Here is a 21,215-nt window from a genome sequence, read left to right as displayed (position 1 = left end):
GTAGCAAAGAACTCGACATCAGAAAGTCGATGGGTATTCATTCCAATGCAATTTTTCACGCAAAGTTTTGTAATCGCTGTGATTGCTGGGGTGTAAAAGGTCAATGGTTTTATCAGATTGGCGCACTTCAATGGTGTCACCACTTTGTAAATTGGTTTGTGATTGCATATCAAAATTGACAATCACTTCAAGTCCATTAATGACTTCAATCACTGTAACGCTATCTTGTGGCAAGACAATCGGACGATTGGAAAGTGAGTGAGGTGCAATTGGTACTAGCAAAATACCAGCAACATGCGGATGCAAAATAGGTCCGCCAGCAGAGAGGGCATATGCAGTTGAGCCGGTTGGAGTTGAAACAATCAAACCATCGGATCGTTGGTTATACATAAAAGATCCATTGACGCGCACTGCTAACTCCACCATCCCAGAAATACCAGAGCGGTTTACAACAACATCATTAAGTGCCAAGGCGCGATTAATGACTTTACCGTCACGAAGAACAACGGCATCTAACAATGTCCTGGTGTCGGCTTCATATTCACCAGCAATGATTTTTGGGAGAGTATCTTTTACAGACTGAATGGGAATATCTGTCATGTAGCCAAGACGACCCATATTGATTCCAACGAGCGGCACATTGCTACCCGCTAATTGACGGGCAATGCCCAGCATAGTTCCGTCCCCGCCCAAAACCACTACTAGGTCAATTGCCCCTGCAAAGTCTTGGGCTGTTTTGATGGGGTGGCTATTTAAGCCAAGATGGGCGGCAGTGTCGGCCTCAATAAAAACCTCACAACCTAGGCCCGAAACCAGTTTGGCTAGGTCATTTAAGCGTTCTTCGATGCCATCTGCCTGCAATTTGCCGACGAGGGCCACCCGGCTAAAGGCCTTCTTGGAAGAATTTGGGGATGGGCTTAACATATAACGATTAAACCATAGGCATAAAATCCCTTCCACCATGGATGAACGTTCCCGCGCTTTACTCAAAACCCTCATCGAGCGTTATATCGAGGAGGGCCAGCCTATCGGCTCGCGCACCCTATCCAGATTCTCGGGTTTAGACCTCTCTGCGGCCACCATTCGTAATGTAATGGCGGATTTGGAGGATATGGGCCTAGTTACCAGCCCCCATACCTCGGCAGGCCGAATTCCGACGCCAAGAGGCTATCGCTTATTTGTGGACACAATGGTGACGGTTCGCCCCTTAGAAGAAATCGCTACCCGCGAGCTTGAAAAAGGACTTTTGCCAGACTCCCCTCAGCGGGTTTTAAATTCTGCCGCACAAATTTTGTCTAACTTAAGTCATTTTGCTGGAGTTGTCATGACTCCCAAGCGGGCCCAAGTTTTTAAACATATTGAGTTTTTGCGTTTGGGTGAAGGCAAGATCTTATTAATCATGGTTACGCCAGAGGGCGATGTACAAAACCGGATTTTGCCAACTAGTCAGGATTACACGCCAAGCCAATTAATTGAAGCTGGTAATTACATCAACACCCAATTTGCTGGAAAAAGTTTTGATCAAGTACGCTTGCATCTCAAATCCGATCTGGATAACTTAAGGGCAGATATATCTGGTTTGATGGCTTTGGCGCTTCAAAGTGGTGTTGCTGATTACGATATGAGCCGAGGCGATATGGTGCTCTCAGGGGAGCGTCGCTTATTAAATGTGGGTGATTTAAGCTCCAACCTGGATAAGTTGCGTAAGATGTTTGATATGTTGGAGCAAAAATCCGTGCTGATGCAATTGCTCGATGTCTCAAGTCATGCCGATGGTATTCAAATCTTTATTGGTGGCGAGAGTGATTTATTGCCCTATGAAGATTTGGCGGTGATTAGTGCGCCTTATAGCGTAGATGGTCAGATTGTTGGTACTCTCGGAGTCATTGGGCCAACTCGTATGGCTTATGACAGAGTGATTCCAATTGTGGATATCACTTCCAAGTTATTGTCAGGCGCCCTGAGCTCCTAAAAATTGATTGCAAGCATTTAACATTTATTAAAGACAAATTATTTTGAATCAGAATCCTCATCTACGACCCACTAAGACAGCAGTCCTTCTGCTGAACTTAGGTACGCCATCTGCACCAACGCCAAAAGCTGTGAGAGCGTATTTAAAAGAGTTTCTCTCTGATCCGCGCGTCGTAGAAATTCCACGCATTATTTGGTGGTTCATATTGAATGGCATTATTTTGCCGATTCGTAGTAGTCAGTCAGCAAAAAAATATGCATCGATTTGGTTGCCACAACTCGGATCACCGTTGATGCACTATTCGCGCCTACAGGCGAAAGAGTTGGGCGAGAAGTTTGCTAGTGAAGGCCATACTGTTTTGGTTGATTTAGCGATGCGCTATGGCAAGCCATCTACCCAAGAGGCCCTGGAGAGCCTGAGGGAGCAGGGTATGGAGCGTTTGCTGTTACTTCCTTTGTATCCGCAATATTCAGCTACTACCACCGCCTCCAGTTTTGATGAAGTCTTTCGGGTTCTGAGCACCTGGAGAAGTCAGCCAGAGCTGCGTTCAGTGAAGTATTACCATGACAACTCAGCTTATATCTCCGCACTTCGCGATCAGGTTCTCAGCGCCTGGGATAAAGACGGTCATCCGGATTTCGAACGAGGCGATCGCTTTGTAATGTCCTTCCACGGATTACCTAAGCGTAACTTGATGAAGGGTGATCCCTATCATTGTGAGTGCTTGAAAACCGGTCGTCTGCTTGGCGAGTCTTTAGGTTTAGAGCCAGGTCAATACATCGTTACCTTTCAATCACGTTTCGGTAAAGCAGAATGGTTAAAGCCGTATACCGCACCAACCATTGAGAAGTTAGCAAAAGAAGGTTGCCAGCGCATTGATATTTTTTGCCCAGGATTTCCGGCGGATTGTTTAGAGACGCTCGAAGAGATTGCTATGGAAGCCAAGGAAATCTTTTTAGACCATGGCGGCAATGACTATCGCTATATTCCCTGCTTAAACAGTAACCCTAAATGGATTGAAGCCTTAAGTGATATAGCCTATCAGCACATGTTGGGGTGGAATCTAGGTACTGAATCCAAAGAGGAGTTGACTCAGCGTGCTACGAGAGCTGATTTAGCTGAAAAATCCATCACTTGAAATTGAATCGATTGCCCCAATATTGAAAAGTACCAGCTTTACGTAGGGCAAAATACAGAAAAGCGAATGAGCATCCATGACACAAGAAAATCAAAATCCAGAACACGAAAATCCAGCAGCAGAGGGTTCGGCTGAAGCAACCCCGGAAGTTGCTGCCGTTAAAACTCCTGAAGAGGAAATTGCGGAACTCAATCAAAAGCTTGGTGAATTACAAGATCATTTTTTGCGTGCTAAAGCAGAAGGTGAAAATATTCGCCGTCGCGCCGTTGAAGATATTGCTAAGGCGCATAAGTTTGCGATTGAAAGTTTTGCGGAACATTTAGTGCCAGTTACCGATAGTTTGTATGCGGCCTTAAGTACGGATGCTGGTGATGCAAAGGCTTTTAAAGAGGGTCTAGAAATTACACTCAAGCAGCTTTTGGCTGCCTTTGAAAAAGGTCGCATGACCGAAATTAATCCTGCGGTTGGCGATAAGTTTGATCCGCACCATCATCAGGCAATTGCTCCAGTCCCATCCGGGCAGGAGGCCAATACCGTGGTTTCAGTGCTCCAGCGGGGCTATACCGTGGCAGATCGGGTACTCAGACCGGCTTTGGTGACAGTCAGCGCCCCGAAATAAGCTAAAAATAAGGGGCAAAACCCTAAAAAAGCATAAAAAAGGCAGATTTCTGCCTTTTTTGCTCTTTCAGCCCTTGAATTCCCCTTTTTAGACCCCACTTATTGAGTATTGGAATATTTGCGGCAGTCCTTGGGGTTGCCAAAAACACATTAGAAGCACAACACAGTAATTTCATTTTTTGGAGTAATTATGGGAAAGATTATCGGAATCGACTTAGGAACGACTAACTCATGCGTTTCTGTTGTTGAAAACAATGCACCTAAGGTTGTCGAGAACGCAGAAGGCGCTCGCACAACTCCATCCATCATCGCTTACGTTGAGGATGGCGAAGTATTGGTTGGCGCGCCAGCGAAGCGTCAGTCAGTAACAAACCCTAAAAATACAATCTACGCAGTCAAGCGCTTGATGGGTCGTAAATTTACTGATCCTGAAGTGCAAAAAGATATTGGCCTCATGCCGTATTCAATTATTGCCGCTGATAACGGTGATGCATGGGTTGAAGCGCGTGATAAGAAAATGGCGCCACAGCAAGTTTCTGCTGAAATCTTGCGCAAGATGAAAAAGACTGCTGAAGACTATCTCGGCGAAGAAGTAACGGAGGCGGTGATTACTGTCCCTGCTTACTTTAATGACAGTCAACGTCAAGCCACTAAAGACGCTGGTCGTATTGCTGGCTTAGATGTGAAGCGCATCATTAACGAGCCAACAGCAGCTGCATTGGCTTTCGGCCTAGACAAGCAAGACAAAGTAGATCGTAAGATCGCTGTATATGACTTGGGTGGCGGTACATTTGACGTATCCATCATTGAGATTGCTAACGTGGATGGCGAAAAGCAATTTGAAGTGCTCTCTACCAACGGCGATACCTTCTTGGGTGGTGAGGACTTCGACCAACGCATTATTGATTGGATCATTGCTGAGTTCAAGAAAGAACAAGGCGTTGATTTAAGTAAAGATGTTTTGGCATTGCAGCGTTTGAAAGATGCTGCTGAAAAAGCTAAGATCGAGTTGTCATCTGCACAACAAACTGAAATCAATCTGCCTTACGTGACGGCTGATGCTAGCGGTCCAAAGCATTTGAACTTGAAGTTGACCCGCGCCAAGTTAGAGTCTTTGGTTGAAGAGTTGATTAAGCGTACAGCTGGTCCTTGCTTAACTGCAATCAAAGATGCTGGCGTAAACGTAGCGGATATCGACGACGTGATTTTGGTCGGCGGTCAAACTCGTATGCCTGCGGTTCAAGACAAAGTAAAAGAAATCTTTGGAAAAGAGCCACGTAAAGACGTCAACCCAGATGAGGCGGTAGCTGTCGGTGCTGCAATTCAGGGTTCTGTATTGTCTGGTGATCGTAAGGACGTATTGCTCTTGGACGTTACCCCGTTGTCATTGGGTATCGAAACTCTTGGTGGCGTCATGACCAAGATGATTCCAAAGAACACCACGATTCCTACTAAGCATTCACAGGTTTATTCCACTGCGGAAGACAACCAGCCTGCGGTAACTATTAAGTGCTTCCAGGGTGAGCGCGAGATGGCTGCTGCAAACAAATTACTTGGTGAATTTAATCTCGAAGGTATTGCTCCAGCTCAGCGTGGTATGCCGCAAATTGAAGTGACTTTTGATATTGATGCCAATGGTATTTTGCATGTAACGGCAAAAGATAAAACTACTGGTAAAGAGAACAAGATCACCATCAAGGCAAACTCTGGTTTAACTGAAGAAGAAATTCAGCGCATGGTGAAGGACGCTGAAGCCAATGCTGCTGAAGATAAGAAGGCATTAGAGCTGGTAACAGCGCGTAATACTGCTGATGCTTTGGCTCACTCTACTAAGAAGGCTTTGGAAGAGCATGGTACTAGCTTAGAAGCTTCCGAAAAAGAAGCGATTGAAGCCGCCCTTAAAGAGTTGGATGAGGCTATCAAAGGCAGTGACAAGACTGTGATTGAAGCGAAGACCGAAGCTTTAGGTAAAGCAAGTCAGAAGCTAGGTGAGAAAGTGATGGCTGCAGAACAAGCTAAAGCTGGCGGTGCCGCTCCTGGCGCAGCCCCTGGTGGCGCACAACAAGCTGCTCCAGATGCTGATGTGGTTGATGCTGATTTTAAAGAGGTTGATGACAAGAAGTAATTCTTTAATCGGACATTTATTAACGTAGTTTTGAAGTGCTTAAACAACAAGTCGGCCTCGTGCCGACTTGTGTCATTCAGGTTGTTGAAAGGAATAGGCCGTGCCTAAAAGTAAACGCGATTTTTATGAAGTGCTCGGTGTAGCCAAAAGTGCCAGCGAAGAAGAGCTGAAAAAAGCTTATCGCAAAATGGCAATGAAGTATCACCCCGATCGCAACCCTGATAGCAAAACGGCTGAAGCCCAATTTAAAGAAGCTAAAGAAGCTTACGAAACACTCTCGGATCCAAACAAGCGCGCTGCTTATGATCAGTATGGTCATGCTGGTGTTGATCCTTCAATGGGCGGGGGATTTGGCGGTGGCGGTTTTGGCGGCGGCGGATTTGCAGATGCCTTTGGAGATATCTTTGGCGATATCTTTGGTCAAGGTGGCGGACGTCATTCTGGTCCACAGGTTTATAAGGGTGCCGATCTTCGTTACAACATGGATATCACCCTTGAGCAAGCGGCTGAAGGTTACACAACGCAGATTCGTGTGCCAAGTTGGAGTAACTGCAAGCCTTGCCACGGTACTGGTGCTGAGCCTGGTACAAAAGCAGAAACATGCTCTACCTGTGACGGTCATGGTCAAGTACGTGTCCAACAAGGCTTCTTCTCGATGCAGCAGACTTGCCCTAAGTGTCGCGGCACTGGGGAGTACATTCCGAAACCTTGCAAAACGTGTCATGGTTCCGGAAAACACAAAGAACAAAAAACCCTGGAAATCAAAATTCCAGCAGGCATTGACGATGGTATGCGGGTCCGCTCAGTTGGCAATGGCGAGCCTGGCATTAACGGTGGGCCGTCAGGCGACCTCTATGTAGAAGTTCGCGTTAAGCCACACCCAGTATTTGAGCGTGATGGCAGTGATTTACATGTACAAATGCCAATCTCATTTGCAACGGCAACTATTGGCGGTGAAATCGAAGTTCCAACCTTATCGGGTCGCGTTGAGTTTCCGATTCCGGAAGGCACTCAAACTGGTAAGACTTTCCGTTTACGTAACAAAGGTATCAAAGGATTGCGTTCCACTTTAGTGGGAGATCTTTTTGTGCACGTTTTAGTGGAGACCCCGGTGAAATTAACCGATGAGCAGAAAAAATTACTGCAGCAGTTTGATGAAAGCCTCAAATCTGGTGGTGATAAACACAGTCCGCAGCAAAAGGGCTGGTTTGATGGTGTAAAGAGCTTCTTTAGTTAAGTGCTGGCGACAAATCAGCCAGCAAAACCGTGCTCAAGTCCGGGAAACTTTCCGGATTTGACTTCGCGCACATAAGCTTTAACAGCTGCTTCGATTGATTGGTGACCATCCATAAAGTTTTTAACAAACTTGGGCGGTTTGCCAGGACTAATACCCAACATATCCTGTAGAACCAATACCTGACCAGAGCAATCCGGTCCTGCACCAATTCCGATAGTCGGAATATGGAGCTCCTCAGTAATTTTTTCTCCCAGCGAAGAGGGGATCGCCTCAAGCACTACCATTTGCGCGCCTGCTGCTTGGCAGGTGAGTGCTTGCTCGAGCATATGGCTTGCAGCATCCTTGGATTTACCTTGCACCTTGTAGCCACCCAACAAATGAACTGACTGTGGAAGCAGGCCAAGGTGTGCACAAACAGGAACGCTGCGCTCAACGAGGTATTGGATGATGTCCGCTTGCCAGTCTCCGCCTTCAAGCTTGACCATATCAGCGCCAGCGCGCATCAGTTCTGCTGCGGAATCTAATGCTTGTATTGGATCACCATAACTTGCAAATGGAAGATCGGATATCAAAAATGCATGTGTATTTGCACGCGCCACACATTCGGTGTGATAGACCATTTGTTCAACAGTCACTGGCGTTGTACTAGAGTGACCCTGAATCACATTGCCTAAGGAATCACCGATTAGAATGACCTCGACTCCGCAGCGATTAAGTAGTGCTGACATGGTCGAGTCATATGCAGTGAGCATAGTAATTTTTTCTCGCTCAGCATGCATAGCGAGAAGCTTTGTGATGGAGATTGGCTTATCGCCTTGTAAGTAACCCATGGCGAGAGTTTAATGAATTAATGCGCCGATTGGCTATAAACGGCTTTTTCCCAGCAATTACAGTTCCTGCAGGGTAGTTTTTCAATTCTTTGGTCAGCTACTTTGGGTAAATAAGTCTTCAGTTCGCCTAGATCTGGCAAGAAGAAATTAGGAGCTATTTCAAGAAGAGGGAGCAGGACAAATGAGCGCTCAATAATTCTGGGGTGAGGCAATATCAGCTCAGTTTCATTTTGGATAACACCCTCGAAAGATAGGATATCTAGGTCAAGCGTGCGTGGCGCATTTGAATAGGGACGCTCTCTACCAAACTCTTGCTCAATTGCTTGGCAGACATGGAGCAGGCTGTAGGGCGTGAGTTCAGTTTCAATTTCGATTACAGCATTGATGTAATCACCACCAGTAGCGTCAATAGGCGCGCTTTGATAAAAGCAGCTTTTAGCAAGAATTTGTAATTCAGAGCGTAGTGCTAGGCAAACAATCGCGTCAGTGATGAGCTGCCGTGTGTCGCCGATATTGCCGCCAAATCCGATAAATGCTCGTGCCATACGATTCCAAACTAGAGATGAAACTACTTTACTGAAATTTCTCTAAGTTTGCTTAGCCTGCTTCAGGTTCGGGGGATGAGGTAGATTTAGGCTTTCTACGGCGGCGCCTTTTGGCGGGAGAGCTGGCGCTACTACCCAGTTCAGTCTTGGCGCTAGTCATTAAGGCCTCTTGCCCAGCTGGATCAGCAGCAATGAAGTCGGTCCACCATTGCCCAATAGTAGGGTCTTGCTCGCCAGTTGCGCAGCGCAGGAGCATAAAGTCATAACCCGCCCTAAAGCGTGGAGATTCGATTAGGCGATAGGGGTAGCGCCCAACCCGCTTTTCAAAGCGGGGTTGCATAGACCAAATCTCGCGCATATCACTCTCAAAGCGCCGCTGAATCGTCATGCCGCTACTTTGGGTAGCAATCGTATCGTCCATGGCGTCATGTAGTGCGGGGATATTAGAAATTCCCTTGGCAATATTGGCTTTCCAGTTCTTAAGAAGGTCGGGCCAAAGTAGGGTGGCAAATAAGAATCCTGCCGAAACACTTTTGCCAGATTGAATACGCTGGTCGGTATTGGCTAATGCCAATTTCACGAAATCATTCGCACCCTTAGAGTCCTCACCACTATCCAGAATATGGTCGAGCAATGGGAGTAGGCCGTGATGAAGGCCGGCATCTTTTAAGCCTTGAATTGCAGCCCAAGAATATCCAGACATGAGTAACTTGAGGATTTCATCAAAAAGTCTGGCTGATGGAACATCTTGCAAAAGATTACTTAGCTTGGCAATCGGCGCGCGTGTTGCCGCATCCAAGGTAAATCCAGTTTTAGCAGCAAAGCGGATAGCTCTGAGCATGCGAACCGGATCTTCACGATAGCGTTTTGCAGGATCACCAATCATACGCAAGGTTTTCTTTTGCATGTCTGCCATGCCACCGTGATAGTCGAGCACAGTTTCGCTAGAGGGGTCGTAATACATTGCATTGATGGTGAAGTCTCGCCTTGCAGCATCTTCCCCTTGTGAGCCCCACACGTTATCACGCAATATGCGCCCACTTTCGGCAACATGATCGCCGGCATTATCTAGCAGAGCTCTAAAGGTAGAGACCTCAATGATTTCAGGATGGCCTTTACCAAAAAAGGTGACGTGCACAATCTGAAAGCGTCGACCAATGAGGCGTGCTTTACGAAACAGTCTTTGAACTTGGTCTGGAGTTGCATTGGTAGCAACGTCAAAATCTTTCGGGCCAATTCCTAGTGCGAGATCGCGTACTGCCCCACCAACAATGAAGGCTTCAAAGCCAGCCTGCTGAAGGGTGTCCGTTACTTTGACTGCATTCTTTGAGAGCAAATGGGGGTCAATCCGATGTGCTTTTTTAGGGATACGTTTTGGCGCCCCGGTATTGTTTGCTTGCGTATGCTTGACCATTGGGTCACGACGCAAGATGCGCTTGATGAATTTAGTAATCATGCAAACAACTCAAGAATGGGCCAGTTGCGTTTATTGGCCTCATTACGCAGACGTTCATCTGGATTGGTGGCAACAGGATTACTAACTTCTTCTAAGAGGGGCAGATCATTGATGGAGTCAGAGTAGAAATAGCTACGTGGCATCTTGTCGAAAGATAGCTTGTGAGCTGCCAGCCATTCATGTAGATTTTGAATCTTGCCTTCACGAAAATTCGGTATACCTTTTACTTCGCCAGTGAAGTTCGCTAAAGGGCTATCACCGATGGTAGCAGGCTCTGTTGCAATCAGGTGTTCGATGCCAAAGCTTTCCACAATTGGGCGTGTAACAAAGCTATTAGTAGCGGTGATGACGCAGCAAATATCTCCAGCATCTTGATGCCGTTTTACCAAATCAATTGCTGTTTGACGGAGATGGCCATTGATCACTTCCTTCATGAAGGCATCATGCCATTCCTTGAGTTGGGCGCGAGAATGTTCCGAAAGCGGCTTTAAGGAAAAACGGAGAAATGCATGAATATCGAGCTTGCCGTCTTTGTAGTCTTGATAAAAGCGCTCATTTTTTTTTGCGTAATCAATGCCATCGACTACGCCAATGCGTGCTAAAAATTGCCCCCACTCATAATCACTATCGCAAGGGAGGAGGGTGCTATCTAAGTCGAAAAGGGCTAACTGGGTCACAAATGGAATATTAAGTAAATTATTTTGGCTGCAAGAGCTCGCGTACGAGAGGTAAGGTTACAGCACGTTTCGTTTCTAATGAATACGCATCCAAAGCATCAATCAAGGCCATTAAATTCGGCATATCGCGATAAAAGCGATTTAGCAGCCAAGGCAATACGTCAGGTGATAAGACTAATCCTCGCGCTTTAGCGGCCTGCTCTAAGGCTTGTATTTTCTCATCATCATCCAAAAGCTGTGTTTGAAAGACCAAACCCCATCCTAGACGGGTCCGCAGATCCTCGCGTAAGTCCAAATTAACAGGCGCAGCCTTGCCGGCCATCAATATATGAATATTCTTGCTGGCTTGAACGCCATTCAGAATGCGAAACAGGGCGCCAACCAAACGCTCATCCAATGCATCTACATCATCAACGGTAATCACTGAGGGGGCATCACTTTGTGCCAGAGCACTCATTTTTTCTTCAAGGCGAACCCAGGAGATGGGCTCTCTAGGGTTAAGAGAAAAAGACTCAATCCCTGCATTCTCAGCAGCGTTTATCACCGCCTCTAAAAGATGGGTGCGTCCAGATCCTTCTGGGCCCCACCAATAAATCCAGCGATGATTGAGTGGATTGCTATTTTGAGCGATGGAATGATTTTGCCAAGCTTGGCAAAGCGTCTGCAAAGTAGAAATGAGTGCCCGGTCATTGCTAGGCAGGTAATTATCGAGACTAGCTTTGGGGGTATGACTAAGATCTAAAGCAAATTGTCTTGGAAGCGGAGGTGTATTCATTCCTGCTAAATTATTTTTGATACCAAGAGCTTTGTGTATACACAGACCAAAGATATTGAACCAATACCAAACTGACTGCGCTAATCGGTAGTGCAAGTAGTACGCCAAAAAAGCCGAAGAGTTTGCCAAAGAGTAGCAAGGCAAATAGCACTGCAACTGGGTGCAGGCCAATACGTTCGCCCACTAAGCGGGGAGTCAGCACAAAGCCTTCTAAAAATTGACCAAGACCATATAAAACAAGCACGGCAATCAGTTCTTGCTGAGGGCCAAATTGAAGCAAGGCGGACATTACTGCCAGTGAAAAACCCAGTGCAATACCAATGTAGGGAATCACGATCATGAGCGCTGTAAATACACCCAAAGCAACTGCACCTTTGATGCCAATCAGACTTAAGCCAATACTATAAAAAACAGACATGATCGAAATGACGATAACCATGCCACGTAAATATTGCGAGAGCAAACCGTCGGTGTGCATTGCTAAGTGATGAACAGTTTCTTGTGCACGTATAGGCAAGATTTTTTTGATCAGACCGAAGAAGTGATTCCAGTCAATCAGTAAATAGAACATCACAAAAATAATCAAAACAGAATTAACAAATGCTGCAATGACAGAGCTACCGGACATGAGTACAGTTTCAAATGTACTGGTCATGAGTGCATCAGCATTGTCGCTAATGTGTGTTGAAATTTTATGAGACGCTGATGTTTTTAAAGCGCCCCAGTCGACATTCAGGTGAAGTTCTGCCAATTTAGGGCCAAGCCAAGCTTGGGTATTGGCAATCCAGTCAGGTAGCTGCGCCTTAATAAGGGGGATTTCAGTTTTAAGTAGCCCAACAAAGAGGCTCAAAATCGCAATGACCACGCCCAACCCAAGAATGACACTTAACCCTGCCGCGACTGTTGCAGGCACGCGATGTCCTTCTAGCCATAGAAAAGCAGGCCTTAGGATGTAGGCCAGAATAAAAGCAGCCAGAAAAGGGGTAAAAATTTCAGCCATTACAAGTAATCCTCTAGAATTCAATGATTCTACTGACCAAGTGACATTTTTCACCAATATTCCGACTCTGACATGACTTCATCTACAAATTCCCCATCAAAAGGCCTTTCTTACCGCGATGCTGGTGTTGATATTGACGCTGGGGATGACTTGGTAGATCGCATTAAGCCGCTAGCTAAGAAGACCATGCGGGAGGGCGTCTTGGCTGGAATTGGCGGCTTTGGAGCCCTTTTTGAGGTTCCCAAGCGCTATAAAGAGCCTGTTTTGGTATCCGGTACTGATGGTGTAGGTACTAAGCTTCGCTTGGCTTTTGAGTGGAATCGCCACGACACGATTGGTCAAGACTTGGTTGCGATGAGCGTGAATGACATTTTGGTGCAAGGTGCAGAGCCTCTTTTCTTCTTGGACTACTTTGCTTGCGGCAAGCTGACTGTTGATACTGCGGCTACAGTAGTTGGTGGTATTGCTAAGGGTTGTGAGTTATCTGGTTGCGCACTCATCGGTGGTGAAACTGCAGAGATGCCAGGAATGTATCCGCCAGGTGAGTATGACTTAGCTGGATTTGCTGTTGGTGCAGTTGAGAAATCGAAAATTATTACTGGCAATACGATTGTTCCTGGAGATGTTGTCTTGGCAATCGGCTCGAGTGGTGCGCACTCTAACGGCTATTCATTAGTCCGCAAAATTATTGAACGTGCAGGCGCAAAGCCAAGCGATGATTTAGGCGGCCGCTCTCTTGGCGATGTAGTGATGGCTCCAACCGAGATTTATGTGAAGCCCCTCTTGAAACTCATTACTGAGATCGATGTGAAGGGAATGGCGCACATCACTGGCGGCGGTCTAGTGGATAACGTCCCACGCGTTCTTCCAGAAAATACTCAAGCAGTATTGCATCGCGATAGCTGGCAAATGCCAGAACTCTTCCGCTGGTTGCAAATGAAGGGTGGCGTTGCTGATGCGGAGATGGTCCGCGTATTTAACTGCGGTATTGGCATGGTCGTGATTGTTTCTCCAGGCCAAGCGGATGCTGCAATCAAATCATTGACAGCGCAAGGTCTCAAGGCTTGGACTGTTGGCGAGGTTGTAGAGCGTCCCAAAGATGCGCCACAAACTATTGTTATCTAAAACGAGCAGCGTTTATTTTTGTAAAGTGCTTTTACAGTAGTCCAATGCTGCTGCAAGCTCTTCTGGCTTGAAGGGGTCAAAGGTTTTTCTACCTGCGATTGCACGCAACCAAGTTAATTGTCTTTTACCTAATTGCCTTGTGGCTGCCAGAGCTTTATAGCGCATCTGATCAAGATCAATTTCTCCATTCAGAAACTCCCATGCCTGTCGGTAGCCCACTGAGCGAATTGCAGGAAGGTCTGCATGTAAGTTGAGATTATTACGCAGTGCTTTGACTTCATCCATAAATCCAGCCGCTAGCATTTCGTCAAAACGTTTTTCTAGGTTGGCATGCAGTCTTGCGCGATCACTGGGCTCAAGCGAAACTAAATGAATCCACGCAGGAATGCTTGAGCCTTCTCTACCATCTTCACTGGGCGAGTCGGCTAGTAAGCTAGACATTGATTTGCCGGTGATCTCAAACACTTCTAATGCGCGTTGTACCCGTTGTGAATCGTTAGGCTTTAAGCGCGCTGCCGTCTCTGGATCCACTAATTCAAGTTTGGCATGCATTGCTGGCCAACCAATCGCTTTACCTTCATCATCTAGACGAGCACGAATTTCTGGATTAGCAGGTGGTAGTGAAGAGAGCCCATGTGCCCAAGCTCGCCAATACAGCATCGTGCCACCAACAACAATCGGAATATTTCCTCTGCTGCGGATTTCTGCACAAAGGCGAGTGGCATCTTTGGCAAAGCGAGCGGCTGAATAAACCTCTGTGGGTTCCAAAATATCGATGAGATGATGAATCACTGCCGCTTGTTCTGCTTTTGTGGGCTTTGCGCTGCCAATATCTAGACCGCGATAGACCAATGCAGAATCCATGCTGATCAGTTCAATATTCAAGCCAATAGATTTAGCGTGCTCGGCAAGCAGCATGGCGAGATGGGTTTTGCCTGCGCCAGTGGGACCCACAATGCAAAGCACTGGAATGGTCTCTGGGGCATGCATAGGCTGAATGTAGGGTTCAGTTTGCATGCCTGATTATAGGAGCCTGTTAATATCCGCATCAAGCCAATATTTGGAGTGCCACTAGATGGATGCCCTTTTACAACTCAGCGATTTATTTCTGCACATTGACCGTCATCTAGATGTGGTGATTGCGCAATATGGCCCTTGGGCTTATGGGCTACTGTTTGCAATTGTGTTTGCTGAAACGGGTTTAGTAATTGCACCATTCTTGCCAGGTGACTCGCTCTTATTTATTGCCGGGGCTTATTGCGCTACCGAGCATTTCAATCTTTGGACCTTGTGCATTGGCTTGCTGATCGCTGCCATAGCAGGTAATACCGTCAACTATTTCATTGGCCGCTGGATTGGTAAAAGAATTTTTAGTAGTCAGTCGCGTTGGATCGATCAGCGTGCTTTATTGAAGACCCATGCATTTTATGAAAAGCATGGTGGCAAGACCATCATCTTGGCCCGTTTCTTGCCAATCATTCGTACCTTTGCGCCATTTATTGCAGGCGTCTCTGAGATGAACTTCTCACGTTTTCAGTTTTTCAACATCACTGGGGCCGTACTGTGGGTCTTTGGCTTAGTGATTGCCGGATACTTTTTCGGAAATATTCCGATCATTCGCCAAAACTTGAATGTGATTGTTTTGATCGGTATTGGTGCTGCATTAATTCCAGTTGTCTTGGCTGCTCTGTACAAAATATTTCAGCGTAAACAAAAGCAGTAGGCCAACGCTATCAAGCTAAGGTTCAATGAAACTTAGCTTGACTCTCTAGCGTCGCAATATGTTCACGAATATCACCAGCATCCTCTGCTTCTGGTGATTCGCTTAGGTAGCGATGCATATCCTCTAGGGCTGGTCGTAAATATTCTAATTGGGCAAAGATGAGCCCACGATCACGAACTTCTTCGATTGAATCTGGCAGCAGAATCACTAAGCGCTCTTGAATACCAAGTAAGCGTTCCCAGCGCTCATGTTCTGAATAGATCATTTTGAGGTTGCGTAGGAAGCGAGATAAGATTTCACGTGGGTTAGAGGCCCGCAGGAAGACATTGAGGGGTAGGCTCAATTCACCACGATAGCCCTTGGCGTCTAAGTAGGGATCAAGCATCTCTTGTAGTTGATTTTTAGAGAGCGATTCACCAGTAAGCGGATCCATGATGACCTCGCCTTGTTGCAAAGAGATGCGCATCATGAAATGGTTTGGAAATGAAACGCCGCGAATCTTTAAGCCAATTTGGTTTCCCAATTCAATCATAAGAATTGCTAGTGAAATCGGAATGCCCCTGCGATTTTCAAGTACGTAGTGCAAATAAGAATTTTCAGGCGCGTAGAAATCATTCGGATTGGGGCCAAAGCCTAACTCGGTATAAAAAAAGTGTTTCAGAATTTGCAAGCGCTGAATCGGTGATGTGTCAGGAGTGATTCGTGACTTCAACTTATTGCCAAGTTGATCAAGTTGATCAAGTACGCCTTGCACATCTAAATCCGGATATGCATGTTGTGCTACAGCGATTGCAGCCTCCGTTAGCGGAAGGTGGTCGTCTTCAGCAACTAAAGAGGTGAAATAGTCGAGTTGTTGTGTTGGCATAAGTCCTATTTTGCATGACGCAAGAATTTTTGCCAGCGAATTCCAACAAGACCCAGGGCGCTAAAGTAAACAATGGCAGCACCAGCTAGCCATGCCGCCAGCAAGCCAATCCGCGTCCAGGGCTCGGCCTGGAGTGCGATCCAATTATGGGCTCCTGCAGCATAAAAAAGCACTGCTGAAAAAGGCAGCAATGCTAAAAAAAGCTGCCCAAGGTATTTCGTCCAAGCAGAGCTAGGTAGCGCACCACGCTGATGCAGGCCAACCCATAGGAGGGCGGCATTGAGGCAGGCTCCAGCACCAACAGAGAGGGCTAGGCCTGCATGTCCTAGCCAAGGTACAAAAACAATATTTGCCAATTGGGTTGCAACAAGTACTAGTAGGCCAATTTTTACCGGAGTGCGTATGTCTTGGCGTGAATAAAAACCAGGCGCCAAAATTTTGACCAAAATTAAGCCAATCAAACCAACGCCATACGCAGCCAATGCCCTTTGTGTCATTAGGACATCTAGTGCATTAAATTTTCCATAGTGATATAACGCTGCTGCAAGAGGCTCCCCAAAAATAAAGAGTGCAATGGCGCAGGGGGCAGCCAATAAGAATGTGAGTTGCAATCCCCAGATCAGCAATTCACCGGCGTGCGCTAAATCATTTTTTGCATTCGCTTTGCTGAGGCTTGGAAGTAGAACGGTACCTAAAGCTACACCTAACAATGCCGTTGGAAACTCCATCAAGCGATCAGCGTAGGAGAGCCAGGAAACACTTCCGGTTTGTAGGCGCGAGGCAATATTGGTATTAATGATGAGGGAGATTTGCGCGACAGACACAGCAAAGACTGCTGGCCCCATCAACTTTAAAACTCGCTTTGCTTCAGGATTGGCGATGGCAGTTTTAATGGCGCCTGGTAATAAACCAATGCGTGGCAAAAGTCCTAGGCGAGAAAGTGCGGGAACCTGAATTACTAATTGCAAGACGCCACCCAAGAGCACACCAATACTCAAGGCATAGATTGGTTGCTCCAAATGAGGGGCTAAAAATAAGGCACTTCCGATTAAGGCCAGATTTAATAAAACGGGCGTAAATGCGGGAATAGCGAAACGCTGAAAAGTATTCAGAATTCCGGCGGATAGTGAAACCAGGGAAATCAGCCCGATATAGGGAAACATCATGCGGGTCATGACAACGCTGGCCTCATAAGCTGGACCACCACTAAATCCGGTAGCAATCACCAGAATGAGCAAGGGGGCGCCAATGACGCCCAGTAATACCGTGAGCAGTAAAGCCCAAAATAATAGGGTGGCGACCGCATTAACGAGGATTTGGGCCTGTTTTTGGTCCCCATCCTTGGATATTTCTCCCAAAATGGGAACAAAAGCCTGAGAAAAGGCCCCTTCGGCAAATAAACGACGCAGTAAATTGGGGATTCTGAATGCCACATTAAAGGCATCCGTCCACTCTGAAGCCCCGAAACTACGGGCAATCAGGGTTTCCCGGAGCAATCCCGTAATTCGGGACAACATGGTGAGGGAGCTGACCTTGGCGGCGGCAGAAAGCAGGTTCATGAGCCGATTTTCACCTATTTATGGGTCGACTGGGCTTTTTTGCCCCTTTAAGGTAAAATCTTGGGTTTTGGCGAGCTTGCTTATGAATTTGGCAAGACCGCAGGATTTTTAACTAATCGCATTTTGCAATTTATAGAGGCAAGGTTTAAAGATGGCCAATACAGCACAAGCGCGTAAGCGCGCACGCCAGGCAGTAAAACAGAACGAGCACAACTCCAGTTTGCGTTCAAAGCTCCGCACTTCCATTAAGGCAGTTCGTAAAGCGATCGAAACTGGTGATAAAGCTTCTGCAGCTAAGGTATTCGCAGCAGCTCAAGCAACAATCGACAAGATTGCTGACAAAAAGATTGCTCACAAAAATACTGCAGCTCGTCAGAAGTCACGTTTGTCCGCAGCTATTAAGGCGATGGCAGCGTAATACAGTATTAGTTTTAGGCTGGTCGAAGTAATTTCGACCTAAGCCCGCTCCTCATCAGAGCGGGTTTTTGTTTTTAGGACTGGGTTTGTGTTTTGGGTTCAAACTCACAAGCCTCTTCGATTGGAAGGTCGTTGTCTTTGGCAAAGTTCATGACAAAGTCGAGCGCCCTTGGATCAAGATCACCCAGTCTGGTATCGATAACAACGCATTTCACTTTTGCAATAAGCACTGGTCTGACATAGGGCGAATAAGTGAAGCGAGGGTCTCCAGAATCTCCTGGGGGGCGAAAGCTAGCCATAACCCCGCACAGACGCTCCGCCCAATCACTGGGTCGAAATGGTTTGCCAGAAGTGGTAATGCCTTGAATGAAAAGCTTTTTGTAGTTCAAGTTCGCGTCAAGAAGGTGGTAGGAATCAGTATTACTAAGCCCTCTAGCTTAACAGCCTGAGTTGGCCGTAAGATGACTTTAGGTTCTATTTTCGTGCAGTCGAATGTTTTAAGAAAAAAATGCAAGCCAAAACTTTAGTAGAAAGCTCAACTATGCCATCTCTGGCAAAGCCTCAAGCGCCCGGTCAGGTCAAGCACTACCTGCAGTTTGCTGATCTTACCCGTGAAGAATATGACTACCTGCTGAAAAGATCGGCATGGCTTAAGTCCAAGTTCAAGAGTTACGAAACCTGGCACCCGCTTCATGACCGCACTTTGGCAATGATTTTTGAGAAGCATTCCACGCGTACTCGTCTTTCTTTTGAGGCGGGCATACATCAGCTGGGTGGGCATGCCGTATACCTCAATACCCGTGATACTCAGTTAGGTCGTGGTGAGCCTGTAGAGGACGCTGCGCAGGTGATTTCCCGAATGACCGACATCATCATGATTCGTACCTTTGGCCAAGACATCATTGAGCGTTTTGCCGCTAACTCCAGAGTGCCGGTGATTAATGGCCTCACTAATGAATATCATCCTTGCCAAGTATTGGCTGACATCTTTACATTTGTGGAAGCTCGCGGCCCAATTCAAGGCAAGACAGTCGCTTGGGTTGGCGATGCAAACAATATGGCTTACACCTGGATTCAGGCTGCTGAGTGTTTAGACTTTCAGATCCGCTTCTCGGCTCCAGAGGGCTATCAGTTAGACGCTTCTCGTTTAACTAAAGCCGCTACCAAACATCTCACCATTTGTGCCGACCCAAAGGATGCATGCAAGGGCGCAGACTTGGTTACTACTGATGTGTGGACCAGTATGGGCTATGAGGCCGAAAATACTTCACGTATGAATGCTTTCCAAGACTGGATGGTCGATGAAGAATTGATGTCTCTTGCAAAGCCAGATGCATTATTTATGCATTGCTTGCCAGCGCACCGTGGCGAAGAAGTCTCTGCAGGCGTGATTGATGGTCCGCAAAGCATTGTTTGGGAAGAGGCAGAAAATCGTCTGCATGTGCAAAAGGCTTTGATGGAGTATTTGCTCTGTGGTCGCTTGGATTAATACGAAAATATTGAGTAATTTGTCGTTGTTGTTTGTTAAATAATTTTTGATTGAATAAAACATCATGTCTGATATTAAAAAAGCCGTACTAGCCTATTCTGGCGGACTCGACACCAGTGTCATCTTGAAGTGGCTTCAAGATACTTATGGTTGTGAGATCGTTACCTTTACTGCTGACCTCGGCCAGGGCGAAGAACTAGAGCCGGCGCGCGCCAAAGCTTTGCAATTTGGCATCAAGCCAGAAAACATTTTTATTGATGACTTACGTGAAGAGTTTGTCCGCGACTTTGTATTTCCAATGTTCCGCGCCAATACAATCTACGAAGGTGAATACCTCTTAGGCACTTCAATCGCCCGCCCATTAATTGCCAAACGTCAAATTGAAATCGCTCGCTTGACTGGCGCGGATGCTGTATCGCATGGTGCCACTGGAAAAGGTAATGACCAGGTGCGCTTTGAATTGGGTTACTTCGCTCTTGAGCCAGGAATTAAAGTGATTGCACCATGGCGCGAATGGGATTTACTTTCACGCGAGAAGTTAATGGCCTATGCAGAAAAGCATGGTATTCCGGTTGAGATGAAACATAAGCAGGGTGGCTCACCATATTCGATGGACGCTAATCTTTTGCATATCAGTTACGAAGGTCGTCATCTAGAGAATCCAAATGCAGAGGCGGAAGAGTCTATGTGGCGCTGGACGGTTTCTCCTGAAAAGGCCCCAGATGCTCCGGAAGTCATCGAAATTGAATTTAAAGCGGGTGATCCAGTTGCGATTAATGGCAAAGCTTATAAGCCGCATGAGTTATTGGCCGAGTTAAATCGCATCGGTGGCATGCATGGCATCGGTCGTCTTGATTTAGTAGAAAACCGTTTCGTTGGCATGAAGAGCCGTGGTTGCTATGAAACTCCAGGCGGCACCATTCTTCTCAAGGCACACCGTGGTATCGAGAGTATTACTCTTGATCGCGAAGTAGCCCACTTAAAAGATGACTTGATGCCACGCTACGCTAGCTTGATTTATAACGGTTTATGGTGGGCTCCAGAGCGTATCGCTTTGCAAACACTGATTGACCATACCCAACAGATGGTAAATGGCGTTGTCCGCTTAAAGCTCTACAAGGGCTCTGTATCTGTCATCTCACGTGATTCTGCAAATACCTTGTTTGATCAAAACATCGCAACCTTTGATGATGATGGTGGCGCCTATAACCAAGCTGACGCCGGTGGATTTATCAAACTCAATGCCTTGCGTATGCGAATTGCTGAAATAGCAAAACGTAAACGTGCAAAGAAATAATTCGTAATCATCAGATTAGAAAGAACCAAGATGCAATTTGATCAAGTTTCAGTAGGTAAAAAAGCCAATGTGTTTTTTGATGGTAAGTGCGTATCGCACACCGTGACTCTGCCAAATGGCGTACGTAAGTCAGTTGGCGTTGTTTTACCAAGTACCTTGCGTTTTGACCTCAGCACCAGAGAGGTAATGGAAGTAGTTGATGGCACCGCTTTTGTGAGCATCAATGGCGCTTCAGAGCAAGAGTTCAAGGCCGGTCAAAGCTGGGAAGTAGAGAAGGGCGGCTACTTCATTATCAGAGCCGAGCAGCCAGTGCACTATGTGTGCCACTTCGAATAAATAGCTTGCTTTAGCAAAGTAAAACGCAGAC

Annotated in this window: 22 protein-coding genes; 11 read left to right on the top strand and 11 right to left on the bottom strand. The window is 46.5% G+C overall.

Annotated features, from left to right (window positions below):
* Positions 1 to 18 precede the first annotated feature (18 nt).
* Positions 19 to 924, bottom strand: coding sequence for an NAD kinase (locus ICN13_RS06060; RefSeq protein ID WP_216139501.1), 906 nt, complete (start codon positions 922 to 924; stop codon positions 19 to 21).
* A 37-nt stretch (positions 925 to 961) separates the two neighbouring features.
* Between ICN13_RS06060 and hrcA the strand changes: the two genes are divergently transcribed.
* The 5 genes from hrcA (at position 962) to dnaJ (ending at position 7,090) form a co-directional block, all read left to right on the top strand.
* Complete coding sequence (gene hrcA, locus ICN13_RS06055) at positions 962 to 1,972, top strand: heat-inducible transcriptional repressor HrcA (protein ID WP_216139500.1); 1,011 nt, start codon at positions 962 to 964, stop codon at positions 1,970 to 1,972.
* Positions 1,973 to 2,015: 43 nt separating this feature from the next.
* On the top strand, positions 2,016 to 3,110 hold the full coding sequence (gene hemH, locus ICN13_RS06050; protein WP_216139499.1) for a ferrochelatase: 1,095 nt from the start codon (positions 2,016 to 2,018) through the stop codon (positions 3,108 to 3,110).
* A 76-nt stretch (positions 3,111 to 3,186) separates the two neighbouring features.
* Positions 3,187 to 3,729, top strand: a complete 543-nt coding sequence (gene grpE, locus ICN13_RS06045) for a nucleotide exchange factor GrpE (RefSeq protein WP_216139498.1) — start codon at positions 3,187 to 3,189, stop codon at positions 3,727 to 3,729.
* Between the two features lie 189 nt (positions 3,730 to 3,918).
* On the top strand, positions 3,919 to 5,853 hold the full coding sequence (gene dnaK / locus ICN13_RS06040; protein ID WP_216139497.1) for a molecular chaperone DnaK: 1,935 nt from the start codon (positions 3,919 to 3,921) through the stop codon (positions 5,851 to 5,853).
* A gap of 100 nt (positions 5,854 to 5,953) precedes the next feature.
* Complete coding sequence (dnaJ, locus tag ICN13_RS06035; protein WP_216139496.1) at positions 5,954 to 7,090, top strand: molecular chaperone DnaJ; 1,137 nt, start codon at positions 5,954 to 5,956, stop codon at positions 7,088 to 7,090.
* 14 nt (positions 7,091 to 7,104) lie between these two features.
* Here the strand turns inward: dnaJ and panB are convergent, their stop codons facing one another.
* Genes panB through ICN13_RS06005 form a run of 6 tightly spaced genes read right to left on the bottom strand, consistent with a single transcriptional unit; the run spans position 7,105 to position 12,373 of the window.
* A complete protein-coding gene (gene panB / locus ICN13_RS06030) occupies positions 7,105 to 7,920 on the bottom strand; it encodes a 3-methyl-2-oxobutanoate hydroxymethyltransferase (RefSeq protein ID WP_216139495.1) in 816 nt (271 codons plus the stop codon).
* 17 nt (positions 7,921 to 7,937) lie between these two features.
* Entirely contained in the window at positions 7,938 to 8,465 is a 528-nt protein-coding gene (gene folK, locus ICN13_RS06025) for a 2-amino-4-hydroxy-6-hydroxymethyldihydropteridine diphosphokinase (protein WP_216139494.1), read from the bottom strand.
* Positions 8,466 to 8,517: 52 nt separating this feature from the next.
* Positions 8,518 to 9,921 (bottom strand): polynucleotide adenylyltransferase PcnB, encoded by a 1,404-nt coding sequence (gene pcnB, locus ICN13_RS06020; RefSeq protein WP_216139493.1) that lies wholly within the window; start codon positions 9,919 to 9,921, stop codon positions 8,518 to 8,520.
* Positions 9,918 to 10,598 carry an HAD-IB family hydrolase gene (locus ICN13_RS06015; protein WP_216139492.1) on the bottom strand — a complete coding sequence of 227 codons (681 nt, stop codon included), beginning with the start codon at positions 10,596 to 10,598 and terminating at the stop codon, positions 9,918 to 9,920. Before ICN13_RS06015 ends, pcnB begins: the two co-directional genes overlap by 4 nt.
* A gap of 19 nt (positions 10,599 to 10,617) precedes the next feature.
* Entirely contained in the window at positions 10,618 to 11,373 is a 756-nt protein-coding gene (gene hda / locus ICN13_RS06010; protein ID WP_216139491.1) for a DnaA regulatory inactivator Hda, read from the bottom strand.
* A gap of 10 nt (positions 11,374 to 11,383) precedes the next feature.
* Entirely contained in the window at positions 11,384 to 12,373 is a 990-nt protein-coding gene (locus ICN13_RS06005; RefSeq protein WP_216139490.1) for an AI-2E family transporter, read from the bottom strand.
* A 72-nt stretch (positions 12,374 to 12,445) separates the two neighbouring features.
* Here ICN13_RS06005 and purM point away from each other — a divergent pair, with 72 nt between their 5' ends.
* Complete coding sequence (gene purM, locus ICN13_RS06000; RefSeq protein WP_216139489.1) at positions 12,446 to 13,498, top strand: phosphoribosylformylglycinamidine cyclo-ligase; 1,053 nt, start codon at positions 12,446 to 12,448, stop codon at positions 13,496 to 13,498.
* A gap of 12 nt (positions 13,499 to 13,510) precedes the next feature.
* On the opposite strand, the gene miaA is transcribed toward purM, so the two are convergent.
* Entirely contained in the window at positions 13,511 to 14,515 is a 1,005-nt protein-coding gene (miaA, locus tag ICN13_RS05995) for a tRNA (adenosine(37)-N6)-dimethylallyltransferase MiaA (protein ID WP_216139488.1), read from the bottom strand.
* A 58-nt stretch (positions 14,516 to 14,573) separates the two neighbouring features.
* On the opposite strand from miaA, the gene ICN13_RS05990 reads away from it, so the two are divergent.
* Positions 14,574 to 15,221 (top strand): DedA family protein, encoded by a 648-nt coding sequence (locus ICN13_RS05990; protein ID WP_216139487.1) that lies wholly within the window; start codon positions 14,574 to 14,576, stop codon positions 15,219 to 15,221.
* Between the two features lie 22 nt (positions 15,222 to 15,243).
* Here ICN13_RS05990 and ICN13_RS05985 read toward each other — a convergent pair whose 3' ends face one another.
* Together ICN13_RS05985 and murJ are read right to left on the bottom strand one after the other, a co-directional pair.
* Complete coding sequence (locus ICN13_RS05985) at positions 15,244 to 16,086, bottom strand: SirB1 family protein (protein ID WP_216139486.1); 843 nt, start codon at positions 16,084 to 16,086, stop codon at positions 15,244 to 15,246.
* Between the two features lie 5 nt (positions 16,087 to 16,091).
* The gene (gene murJ, locus ICN13_RS05980; RefSeq protein ID WP_216139485.1) at positions 16,092 to 17,645 is read right to left on the bottom strand and encodes a murein biosynthesis integral membrane protein MurJ; all 1,554 of its coding nucleotides are present in this window, start codon (positions 17,643 to 17,645) and stop codon (positions 16,092 to 16,094) included.
* A gap of 151 nt (positions 17,646 to 17,796) precedes the next feature.
* On the opposite strand from murJ, the gene rpsT reads away from it, so the two are divergent.
* A complete protein-coding gene (gene rpsT / locus ICN13_RS05975) occupies positions 17,797 to 18,063 on the top strand; it encodes a 30S ribosomal protein S20 (protein WP_216139484.1) in 267 nt (88 codons plus the stop codon).
* Positions 18,064 to 18,136: 73 nt separating this feature from the next.
* Here rpsT and ICN13_RS05970 read toward each other — a convergent pair whose 3' ends face one another.
* Positions 18,137 to 18,451 (bottom strand): DUF3579 domain-containing protein, encoded by a 315-nt coding sequence (locus ICN13_RS05970; RefSeq protein ID WP_216139483.1) that lies wholly within the window; start codon positions 18,449 to 18,451, stop codon positions 18,137 to 18,139.
* Between the two features lie 152 nt (positions 18,452 to 18,603).
* On the opposite strand from ICN13_RS05970, the gene argF reads away from it, so the two are divergent.
* The 3 genes from argF (at position 18,604) to ICN13_RS05955 (ending at position 21,184) form a co-directional block, all read left to right on the top strand.
* A complete protein-coding gene (gene argF, locus ICN13_RS05965; protein WP_216139565.1) occupies positions 18,604 to 19,551 on the top strand; it encodes an ornithine carbamoyltransferase in 948 nt (315 codons plus the stop codon).
* Between the two features lie 64 nt (positions 19,552 to 19,615).
* Positions 19,616 to 20,848 carry an argininosuccinate synthase gene (locus tag ICN13_RS05960; RefSeq protein ID WP_216139482.1) on the top strand — a complete coding sequence of 411 codons (1,233 nt, stop codon included), beginning with the start codon at positions 19,616 to 19,618 and terminating at the stop codon, positions 20,846 to 20,848.
* Between the two features lie 30 nt (positions 20,849 to 20,878).
* Positions 20,879 to 21,184, top strand: a complete 306-nt coding sequence (locus ICN13_RS05955; protein WP_216139481.1) for a pyrimidine/purine nucleoside phosphorylase — start codon at positions 20,879 to 20,881, stop codon at positions 21,182 to 21,184.
* Positions 21,185 to 21,215 lie beyond the last annotated feature (31 nt).

Source organism: Polynucleobacter sp. MWH-Berg-3C6 (assembly GCF_018881855.1).
Classification (GTDB): Bacteria; Pseudomonadota; Gammaproteobacteria; order Burkholderiales; family Burkholderiaceae; genus Polynucleobacter.
The sequence above is the reverse complement of the archived record's forward strand: the minus strand, read 5'-3'. Positions and strand labels throughout refer to the sequence as shown.

Excerpts from the sequence above, each read along its gene's own strand:
- ICN13_RS06060 (WP_216139501.1), bottom strand. The coding sequence starts at position 924 with ATGTTAAGCCCATCCCCAAATTCTTCCAAGAAGGCCTTTAGCCGGGTG.
- hrcA (WP_216139500.1), top strand. The coding sequence starts at position 962 with ATGGATGAACGTTCCCGCGCTTTACTCAAAACCCTCATCGAGCGTTAT.
- grpE (WP_216139498.1), top strand. The coding sequence starts at position 3,187 with ATGACACAAGAAAATCAAAATCCAGAACACGAAAATCCAGCAGCAGAG.
- dnaK (WP_216139497.1), top strand. The coding sequence starts at position 3,919 with ATGGGAAAGATTATCGGAATCGACTTAGGAACGACTAACTCATGCGTT.
- panB (WP_216139495.1), bottom strand. The coding sequence starts at position 7,920 with ATGGGTTACTTACAAGGCGATAAGCCAATCTCCATCACAAAGCTTCTC.
- folK (WP_216139494.1), bottom strand. The coding sequence starts at position 8,465 with ATGGCACGAGCATTTATCGGATTTGGCGGCAATATCGGCGACACACGG.
- pcnB (WP_216139493.1), bottom strand. The coding sequence starts at position 9,921 with ATGATTACTAAATTCATCAAGCGCATCTTGCGTCGTGACCCAATGGTC.
- hda (WP_216139491.1), bottom strand. The coding sequence starts at position 11,373 with ATGAATACACCTCCGCTTCCAAGACAATTTGCTTTAGATCTTAGTCAT.
- ICN13_RS06005 (WP_216139490.1), bottom strand. The coding sequence starts at position 12,373 with ATGGCTGAAATTTTTACCCCTTTTCTGGCTGCTTTTATTCTGGCCTAC.
- purM (WP_216139489.1), top strand. The coding sequence starts at position 12,446 with ATGACTTCATCTACAAATTCCCCATCAAAAGGCCTTTCTTACCGCGAT.
- miaA (WP_216139488.1), bottom strand. The coding sequence starts at position 14,515 with ATGCAAACTGAACCCTACATTCAGCCTATGCATGCCCCAGAGACCATT.
- ICN13_RS05990 (WP_216139487.1), top strand. The coding sequence starts at position 14,574 with ATGGATGCCCTTTTACAACTCAGCGATTTATTTCTGCACATTGACCGT.
- ICN13_RS05985 (WP_216139486.1), bottom strand. The coding sequence starts at position 16,086 with ATGCCAACACAACAACTCGACTATTTCACCTCTTTAGTTGCTGAAGAC.
- murJ (WP_216139485.1), bottom strand. The coding sequence starts at position 17,645 with ATGAACCTGCTTTCTGCCGCCGCCAAGGTCAGCTCCCTCACCATGTTG.
- rpsT (WP_216139484.1), top strand. The coding sequence starts at position 17,797 with ATGGCCAATACAGCACAAGCGCGTAAGCGCGCACGCCAGGCAGTAAAA.
- argF (WP_216139565.1), top strand. The coding sequence starts at position 18,604 with ATGCCATCTCTGGCAAAGCCTCAAGCGCCCGGTCAGGTCAAGCACTAC.
- ICN13_RS05960 (WP_216139482.1), top strand. The coding sequence starts at position 19,616 with ATGTCTGATATTAAAAAAGCCGTACTAGCCTATTCTGGCGGACTCGAC.
- ICN13_RS05955 (WP_216139481.1), top strand. The coding sequence starts at position 20,879 with ATGCAATTTGATCAAGTTTCAGTAGGTAAAAAAGCCAATGTGTTTTTT.